This is a genomic window from Weissella uvarum, assembly GCF_016908785.1.
GTDB classification, from domain to species: Bacteria; Bacillota; Bacilli; order Lactobacillales; family Lactobacillaceae; genus Weissella; species Weissella uvarum.
Genome location: NZ_JAFBEO010000004.1, coordinates 135,348 through 144,928, shown reverse-complemented (window position 1 = coordinate 144,928; position 9,581 = coordinate 135,348). Strand labels below are relative to the sequence as shown.

The following is a 9,581-nucleotide window of genomic DNA, read 5'->3' as shown; positions in this document are numbered from 1 at the left end:
TAGCGAATTGACTTCGCAAATGTTTTGCACCAACTATGTTGGTGACCCTACACATTTGTTAATATCGAAACGATATTCAGTTTTCAATGATCTACATCGTTGTTGCTTTTCTTTCGCAACCAACTTGATAAATAATACAGAAGTTAATTGTAATTGTCAACAACAATTTTATTTGCGTCGTTCCGGCTACGCCTTAACAACAGTTAATAATATACCCCTAAAGCGAACGTTCGTCAACAACTTAAATTTAGTATTTTTTCCTGAACAATAAAAAAGCCGGTCATTGACCGACTTTTCATTAAAACAAAGCTAATTGATTTTCATCAGGCATTCCGTCAAGAACCCCATTTTCCTCAAAGAAATCCATCAATGATTTTGAAACACCACCGCGCTCAGCAAGATCTTCTTTAGATAAGAATTCCCCTTCAGCACGAGCAGCAACAATCCGTTTTGCAACATTATCGCCTAGCCCTGGGACTGAGTTAAATGGTGCTATTAACGTATTGCCTTCAATAATCCATTGTTCTGAATCTGACTTATATAAATCAACCATGCCAAAATCAATACCACGTTCTAAGGCTTCATTGGCTAATTCCAAAACCGTCAACAAATCCTTATCCTTAGCTGAGGCATCATTTCCCTGCTGCTTAATTTCTTGGATTTTCGACTTAGTAGAATTCAAGCCACGTGACATTGCAACAATATCAAAGTTTGTCGCACGGACTGAGAAATATGCACAGTAATATAGCATTGGGAAATAAACCTTATAATAAGCAATTCGCAAAGCCATCAAGACATAGGCTGCAGCATGGGCCCGTGGGAACATATACTTAATCTTAAAACATGATTCGATATACCACTCTGGTACACCCGCTTCACGCATTTCTGCTTGATACTCTTCTGAAATTCCCTTACCTTTACGGACCTTTTCCATAATTTGGAAAGCTGATTCGGGTTGAACACCGTAATTAATTAAGTCGGTCATGATTTTGTCACGCGTTCCAATAACGGTTCCAATATCAGCGACACCATCTTTAATCAGTTCATCCGCATTACCACGCCAAACATCAGTTCCGTGTGATAAACCAGAAATCTGTAGTAGTTCTGAATAGTTCTTCGGATGTGTCTCTTCTAGCATGCCTCGAACGAAAGCAGTTCCAAATTCTGGCACACCTAATGTACCAGTCTTTGACATAATCTGCTCTTCTGTTACGCCTAACACTTCTGGAGAAGAGAAGAGACTCATCACACCCGGATCATCCATCGGAATAGTATGTGGATCAATTCCCGACATATCTTGCAAAGCACGAATCATCGTTGGATCATCATGCCCCAAAATATCCATTTTCAAAATATTATCGTGAATGGAATGGAAATCAAAATGAGTGGTCTTCCAAGTGGCACTCATATCATCCGCCGGATATTGAATTGGCGTAAAATCATAAATTTCCATGTCATCCGGAACAATCAAAATACCAGCCGGATGCTGTCCAGTTGTTCTTTTAACTCCAGTTGCTCCAGCTGCCAGGCGATCAACTTCAGCACCACGTAAGTGTAATTCGTTTTCACGTTCATAGGCTTTAGCATATCCATAAGCCGTCTTATCTGCCACAGTCGCAATCGTTCCCGCACGAAATACATTGTTTTCACCGAATAGTGATTTCATGTAGTTATGTGCATATGGTTGATAGTCCCCTGAAAAGTTCAAATCAATATCAGGAACCTTATTTCCTTTAAAGCCCAAGAAAGTTTCGAAAGGAATATTATGGCCATCGCCCATTAATTTTGTACCATCAATTGGGCTCATTTTCTCAGGAACATCGTAACCTGATTCATACTGACGAGGATCAACAAATTCTACATAATCACCATTTTGACTGCGATAATGCGGTGCTAAAGCATTTACTTCAGTCACTCCAATCAAAAGGGCAACCAGTGAAGAACCAACTGATCCACGTGAACCAACCAGATACCCGTCTTTATTCGATTTAGCAACCAAACGTTGCGCAACTAAGTAAATAACCGAGAACCCGTTTGAAATGATTGATTTAAGTTCTTGTTCAATTCGAGCCTCAATCATAAGTGGTAATGGGTTACCATACATTTTATGCGCTGTATCATAAGTACGCTGACGAATTTCTTCCTCCGCAGTCGGCATATTTGGCGGATAGTTCCCGGTTTTAATCGCTTCAACATCATCAATCATATCCACAATTTTATGAGGATTATCAATGACCAGTTCTTTAGCTTGTTCTTCACCCATCCAGGCAAAATCATCCAGCACCTCTTGTGTAGTCCGGAAATGCAAATCCGGCAAACTATAACGATTTAATGGGTTGGCTCCACCTTGTGAGCTAATCAAAACCTTACGATAGATAGCATCCTCTGGATTCAAATAATGCACATCCCCAGTTACAACGACCGGTTTATCTAATTTCTTACCAATCTCAACTGCTTGTTGCATTAATTCGCGCAAACGTGCCTCATCTTGAATCAATTCTCCTTCAATCGCTGCTTCATAATTTGCAGAAGGATGAATTTCGATGTAATCATAATCTTTAGCTTTACGGGTTGCTTCAGCCACACCTTTTTGCATCAAAGCTTCCCAGAATTCACCTGATGTATCACCTGTTCCAACAAGTAACCCATCCCGATATTTTGTCAATAGGGATTTAGGTACTCGTGGCACACGATAAAAATAATCCGTGTTTGATGCTGAAATCAGCTTGTACAGATTTTTAACGCCTTGTTGATGTTGAACAAGCAATACTGCTTTATTCGGACGTCCATGCCGCCATGCATCATTATCTGTCATATGATCATTTAATTGATCAGCATACTCGATACCATATTCTTCATTAGCTTGTGCTAAGAAAATTTGGTTCAGGTGTCCTGTCGTCTCCGCATCATAAATCGCCCGGTGGTGATGTTCCAAATTAACATTAAAATGCTTGGCTAACGTATTCAGACGATACGAACGCATATTTGGATACAAAAAGCGCGCCAATGGCAATGTATCAATAACTGGGTTTTCAATAATCTCCATCCCATGGCGATTATAAGCTTCATTCACAAAATCCACGTCAAAAGTCACATTATGGCCAACTAAAATATCATCCCCATAGAATTCACGGAACTCTTTTAACACTTGCTCTTCAGATTTCGACCCCTGTACGTCTGCATCAGTAATTGATGTCAAATTAACAGTTGTTTCACTCAACGAGAAACCAGGATCAATAAATTCAGAAAACTCGGCGATTACATTACCTTTTTGCATTTTAACCGCTGAAAGTTCAATGATTCGATCATAAGCAGCCGACAAACCGGTTGTCTCAATATCGAATACAACATACTCGGCACCGTCTAACAAACGATGTTGCGGATTTAAAACAATCGGGTCTCCATCTTCCACCAAATTGACCTCAACCCCATAAATCATTTTGAGGCCATACTTAGCTGCTGAAGATGCTGCTTCTGGGAAGCCTTGCGCACCGGCAGTATCTGTGATGGCAATTGCATCCATCCCCCATTCAGCAGCTTGTTTAACAAAATCACCAATACTATTGGTCGCATCCATTGTCGACATTAATGAGTGTGTATGCAATTCAACCCGCTTTTGATCCCCCTGATACAACTCTTGACGATTCTCATGATGGATAAGTTCGATATCATAAGCATTCATGGTCAAATCTCGCACGAAATCATCTTGCTGAATAGGTCCGCGTGCTTTAATCCAAGTACCGACCTTTAGTTTTTCAAAGAATGCTTCATCACTTTCATCACGTGAAAACTTCTTCAAAATGAACGAGCTGGTATAGTCAGTCACTTTCATCGTAATTAACTGTCGTCCAGATTTTAATTCGCGAACTTCAGACGAGAAGATATATCCTTCAACAACAACTGAACGTTCTTCATCTTCAATTTCAATCATTGGTGTTGGAGCCACATCCGCACCAATTTTCCGACCTAATGCGCGATCAGAATTAGCTTTAGGCGCTTTAGCATTGTTATTTTGTTTACGGGTTTGTTGTGCCTGCTCTAACTGAGCTTTTGCTTGCTCAGCCATCTGTTGTTCTTGTTGCGCGCGATCCATCGCCATCTGAGCTTCTGATTCGGCTGCTTTTTGTTGATCAACCTCAATTTCAACAGGCAAATCATAAGTGAGCCCTAGTTGATGATAGGCCTGATTAATTAGGGGCATCCCCGTTTGACGGGCATAGTTTGCCCATGCTTCATTTTCAAATACCAATACCAAACGATCTTGTTCAACTTGTGGCATCACTTGTGAAAAAGCACTTTGAAAAGCGCCAGAATGCTGTTGACACTGCTGAAGTACCCAAGACCAATAGTTTGCAACTTGTGGCAAATCTGGTTGGTTGGCTAGCGTGACTTGAAATGTTGTCTGCGCAATCGCTGAGAAGCTGGTTTGCATTCGATTAATTAAATCAGCAAAGTCGCTGACTGGTGGTAACGCGGTAAACGAAAAATTAAATTGCCACACTCGTGATTTCTTATGGACAATTAGTTTTTCTAGCGTGGCACCTTGGAAACTCTGTGGCATATTTTCATAGTTCAATTGTTGTAAGAGAACTTGAAATTGTTCTTGTGCTGATAAAGCCATCGATTTCCCTCCAATATTTTTCTGACATCGTTCATTATACTAGTTAAGTGCCAAATAAAAAAACCCAAGGTTTGTGCCTTAGGCTTAATTATTTTTAGTTATTTGCATCAGAATCATCACTAAGCAAAATGCCTAATGTATTTACAAGTTCATCTGCACGGACTTCAATACTTTCTTCAGCTTTACGAAGTTTTACTTCGACAATACCTTCATCGGCTTTCTTACCAACCGTCACCCGGACTGGCAAACCAATCAAATCAGAATCAGCAAACTTAACCCCTGGACGCTCATTACGATCATCCAACAAAACTGAGTACCCAGCATTTTCTAGTTGATCGTTTAAATCATCCGTCAAACTCTGTTGTTCAGCATCCTTATATTTAATCGGTACCAAATGAATGTCCCATGGCGCCACTGCACGTGGCCAAGCCAAACCATTTTCATCAGCATTTTGTTCCGCAATCGCTGATAACAAACGTGAAACACCGATACCGTAGCTTCCCATAATTACATCAGTTTGACGCCCATTCGCATCTAAGACTTGTGCCCCTAATGCCTTTGAATACCGTGTACCCAATTTGAAAATGTGTCCAATTTCAATACCAGGCGTAAATTGTAATGTCCCCTTACCATCAATAGCTGGGTCGCCTTCGCGGGCCAAACGGACATCGGCAACTTCGTCAATTCTAAAGTCGCGGTCAACATTGGCATTCAAAAAATGGAACCCTGGTTCGTTAGCACCAACCGTCAGGTTAACCATATCAGTCACCCACTCATCGGCAATAATCTTAACATCTTCACCAACCCCAACTGGTCCAAGTGAAATTGCATTTGAACCAAAGGTAGTCATAATTTCTTCATCTGTCGCTACACGCACATCTTGAGCTCCAGTCAAATGTTGTACCTTAACCGGGTTAACTTCAAAGTCACCTCGGACCAATACCAAAATAGGTTCATCATCAGCGTACATCAAAATACTTTTAACTAATTGATCTGGTGTTGTTTGAAGATATTTGGCCAATTCTTCAATCGTTTGAACTTCAGGTGTCGCGATTTTTTCGCAATTTTCTTCTGGTGCGTGGGACTTATTAGGCGTATATAAGTCCTTAGCCATTTCAAGATTAGCTGCATAGTCTGATGCATCAGAATAAACAATCACATCTTCACCTGCTGCTGCTGGGGCTGAGAATTCCTTAGAATCTGATCCCCCCATTGCTCCGGCATCACCAACAATAGCCCGATAGTTCAAACCAATTCGATCGAAAATTCGCGTAAAGGCTTGTTCCATTTGATCATACACGTGGTCTAAGCCATCATAATCGACGGTAAACGAATACGCATCCATCATCATAAACTCACGTCCACGTAGCAAACCAAATCGTGGACGATTTTCATCACGGAACTTGGTTTGAATTTGATACAACGTCAAAGGTAGCCGCTTGTATGACTTAATATCATCACGAATCAATTGCGTCATTGTCTCTTCATGGGTTGGTCCCAAAATCATGTCACGATTGTGGCGATTTTGCAATTTGAAAAGATTAGGACCGTATGATTCATAACGCCCTGATTCTTGCCATAATTCAGCAGGTAACAAAACCGGGTCAAGCATTTCGGTTGCATCAGCCCGATCCATTTCCTCACGAATAATCGCTTCTACTTTATTCAATACGCGTTGCGCCAAAGGCAAATATGCATATACCCCTGCCGAAACTGGACGAATATATCCAGCTCGCAACATCATTTGATGTGAAATCACTTCCGCATCAGCTGGCACCTCACGTAATGTTGGAATAAAAACTTTTGATTGTTTCATATCTTCCCTAACCCTCTTTTTTCATGGCACATCTTTGCACACATCCACTCACTCTTTTAGATATCTTACCATATTCGCTAAAAAATGCATAAATTAGTTAAAAGGACGAAGCATTATGCACACTTCGCCCAAACTAAGCTACTTTATAAAATAACGGAATAGGTCATTTCCAGTGACCGCAATCATCAAAACCACTAAAATGGCAGCTCCCGCAACAGTAACACCCATTTCAACTTTTTGTGAAATAGGCCGTCTAAAGATTGCTTCAATTAAGTTCATCAACAACTTTCCACCATCTAGCGCTGGAATTGGCAACAAATTCATCATTCCTAAATTAATCGACAACATCGCTGTAAAGCTAATGATACTAATCAAACCATAAGAACTAACTTCTTCAGTATTTTTATAAATTGCAACAGGTCCCCCTAGCTTATTCAAAGAGAAACTCTGGAACAAATTGATAATAGCACGCAAAATCTGCGTTGCTGATTGTTTAGTTACTTGCCAAGCATAATTCAAACGAGCCAGTGGCGCCTTGGTCAATTCTGGCGTAACTCCCAACTGGCGTACTTGTTGCCCTTGGATTTTTTTAACCGCTGGATGTACTTTGGTCTCCATTTGTTTTCCGTCACGTACATACGCTAAAGCCAAAGTTTTATCAGATGAACCTTGTACCGCTGTTTGCATTGCTTGCCAAGAACTAATTTGTTTCCCGTCAATCGCCTTAATCTGATCGCCTGACTTTAAACCTGCCTGCATTGCCGCTGAATCTTTTTGCACATGATTTAAAGTTGTCGTTGTCACCCCAGGTAGGGCAAAAGCCACACCAACGAACAATACCAACGTTAACAAAAAATTATTGAAAGGACCCGCAAAATTAATTAAAGCCCGTTGCCATAATTTTGCTGATTCTAGCTGCGTATCACGTGGTGCAATCATCACTTCAGTTCCATCTGACTCAATCAGCGTGGCATCATGATCAACTGGTAAGCGTGATAGGGTGTCGTCACCATCGAAATAGCCTTCAATAAACAAGGCATCCACTAAATCAAAATCATTAATTGTAAAAGCTCGACCACCAATTATCTCAACTTGATCGGACAAGTTAAGTTGTTCGACTACCCCATCGACCATACCGATGGTAATTGTCATCCCGGCTTGTAACGGAATTTCTTCTGCTTCAGCTCGACTTGCCATGCGCACATAACCACCGACCGGTAAAATTCTTAAAGTATAGGTCGTTTTGTTATGTTGCATCTGAAATAATTTTGGCCCCATGCCAATTGCAAATTCACGTACACGCACTCCGGCTTTTTTTGCAAAATAAAAATGCCCAAATTCATGCACAATGACAATCACACCAAAGACAAGGATAAACGTGATTAATGTCTGCATTCTTTTCTCCACTTCTTACGTTTAATTGATAATATCTAAAATTGCTTACTTTTCAGTTTAAACTATTCGAGCCTGCTTAACGGACTCCTTTAAAAAAAATTAGAGTTTAAAAAAAGACATAACCGAAGTTATGTCTTTTTTCATTTATCCCATGCCACCCAATAGGTAGAAAACAGGGAACGCAATTAACATTGAATCAAACCGATCCAAAATACCACCGTGACCTGGCAAGATATTTCCAGAATCCTTCACCTTGTAGAAACGCTTCAAAGCTGATTCAATCAAATCACCTAATTGGCCAGAGACTGACAAAATTAATGCAATCACTAGCATAATCCACCAGTTATATTCCAAAGGAACAAACAAGGCATAAACCGCTGCGACAATCACCGCAACAACAGTTCCACCAATTGACCCTTCCCAAGTTTTATTGGGACTAATCGCTGGAGCTAGCTTATGCTTACCAAACTTACGTCCAATCATGTAAGCACCTGAATCAGTTGTCCAAACAATTAACAAAACAAAGAATAGTGCTCCCAAGCCTGCAAAACGTGCTTGAACAAACATGTGGAATCCAAGTCCAATGTACATCATCGCCAATGTGAAGACACCAGCATCGTCAAAATTAAACTTATTCTTTGCCAAGACAGTGTGCACAAGCATCAACAAGACAAAAATGTATAGCATCGTTGAGCGGTGCATAATAACAGGCGTATCAATTGATTTCATAAACTCAGGTGGCAAAGTCATAATTGCCGCTCCAAGCATCGCTAAAATAGCACCAAAATCAACTAATAAAGTCCGCCGCATCAATGCAATCTCACTTGTTGCAATAACCGCCAAAGCTGCTGCCATGATTTGAATCCAAATCCCACCAGCAAAAACAACCGGCAAAAAGATTGCAAGGGCAACAATTGCCGTAATTACTCGAGTTCTCATAATTTTAAATCCTTACTTTATTTTTTATCACTTTTATTTTCAGCTAAACCACCGAAACGACGGTGTCGTTGTTGGTAGGTTAGCATTGCTTGATTAAATCCATCGGCATCAAGATCTGGCCACAAAGTATCAATGAAAATCAATTCAGAATAGGCCGCTTGCCACATCAAAAAGTTTGACAAACGTTCTTCTCCGCCAGTCCGAATAATGACATCAGGATCTGCGTACTCCCCTAACTCTTGCGTCATCAAATGTTGACTGATCGTTGCCTCTGAAATATCTGTCGGGGCTATTGTTCCATCAGCAACTTGCGCCGCAATTTCTTTAACGGCATCCACAATTTCCGTACGTGAGCCATAGTTCAAGGCAAAGTTCAACACCATCCCTGTATTTTGAGCTGTTTGTTCAACTGCCCCTAACACCGCCTTTTGTGTGTCCGCAGGCACTCCTTCAAGCTCTCCGATAATCTCAACTCGGATATTGTTTTCAATCAATTCTGGCACAAAGGTATCAAAAAAACGACCCGGTAGCTTCATTAAGAAACTAACCTCATCTTCTGGCCTTTTCCAATTTTCAGTTGAAAATGCATACAATGTCAAAACTTTGACCCCAAGGGTCGCTGCGGCTTTGGCGATTGTTTTAACAACTTCCATGCCGCGTTGATGTCCGGCTACACGTGGCATATTACGTTGCTTAGCCCAACGACCGTTTCCATCCATAATCATTGCCACGTGGTTGGGGATATTGTTTTCGTCCAACAGCAATTCATTTTTGGAATTAGCTGCTTGCGAGCGATTAAAAATCATGGCA

5 protein-coding genes are annotated in these 9,581 nt (G+C 40.8%); all 5 read right to left on the bottom strand.

Features of this window, described 5'->3' with window-relative positions:
* Nucleotides 1–298: 298 nt before the first annotated feature.
* Nucleotides 299–4,621 carry a PolC-type DNA polymerase III gene (locus JOC36_RS06345; RefSeq protein WP_205145658.1) on the bottom strand — a complete coding sequence of 1,441 codons (4,323 nt, stop codon included), beginning with the start codon at nt 4,619–4,621 and terminating at the stop codon, nt 299–301.
* Nucleotides 4,622–4,715: 94 nt separating this feature from the next.
* Complete coding sequence (locus JOC36_RS06340; RefSeq protein WP_205145657.1) at nt 4,716–6,437, bottom strand: proline--tRNA ligase; 1,722 nt, start codon at nt 6,435–6,437, stop codon at nt 4,716–4,718.
* 138 nt (nt 6,438–6,575) lie between these two features.
* Complete coding sequence (rseP, locus tag JOC36_RS06330; protein ID WP_205145656.1) at nt 6,576–7,832, bottom strand: RIP metalloprotease RseP; 1,257 nt, start codon at nt 7,830–7,832, stop codon at nt 6,576–6,578.
* A 144-nt stretch (nt 7,833–7,976) separates the two neighbouring features.
* Nucleotides 7,977–8,771: a phosphatidate cytidylyltransferase gene (locus JOC36_RS06325; RefSeq protein WP_205145655.1), complete on the bottom strand. Its 795-nt coding sequence runs from the start codon at nt 8,769–8,771 to the stop codon at nt 7,977–7,979.
* Between the two features lie 17 nt (nt 8,772–8,788).
* The gene (locus tag JOC36_RS06320) at nt 8,789–9,577 is read right to left on the bottom strand and encodes an isoprenyl transferase (protein WP_205145654.1); all 789 of its coding nucleotides are present in this window, start codon (nt 9,575–9,577) and stop codon (nt 8,789–8,791) included.
* Between the last annotated feature and the right edge of the window lie 4 nt (nt 9,578–9,581).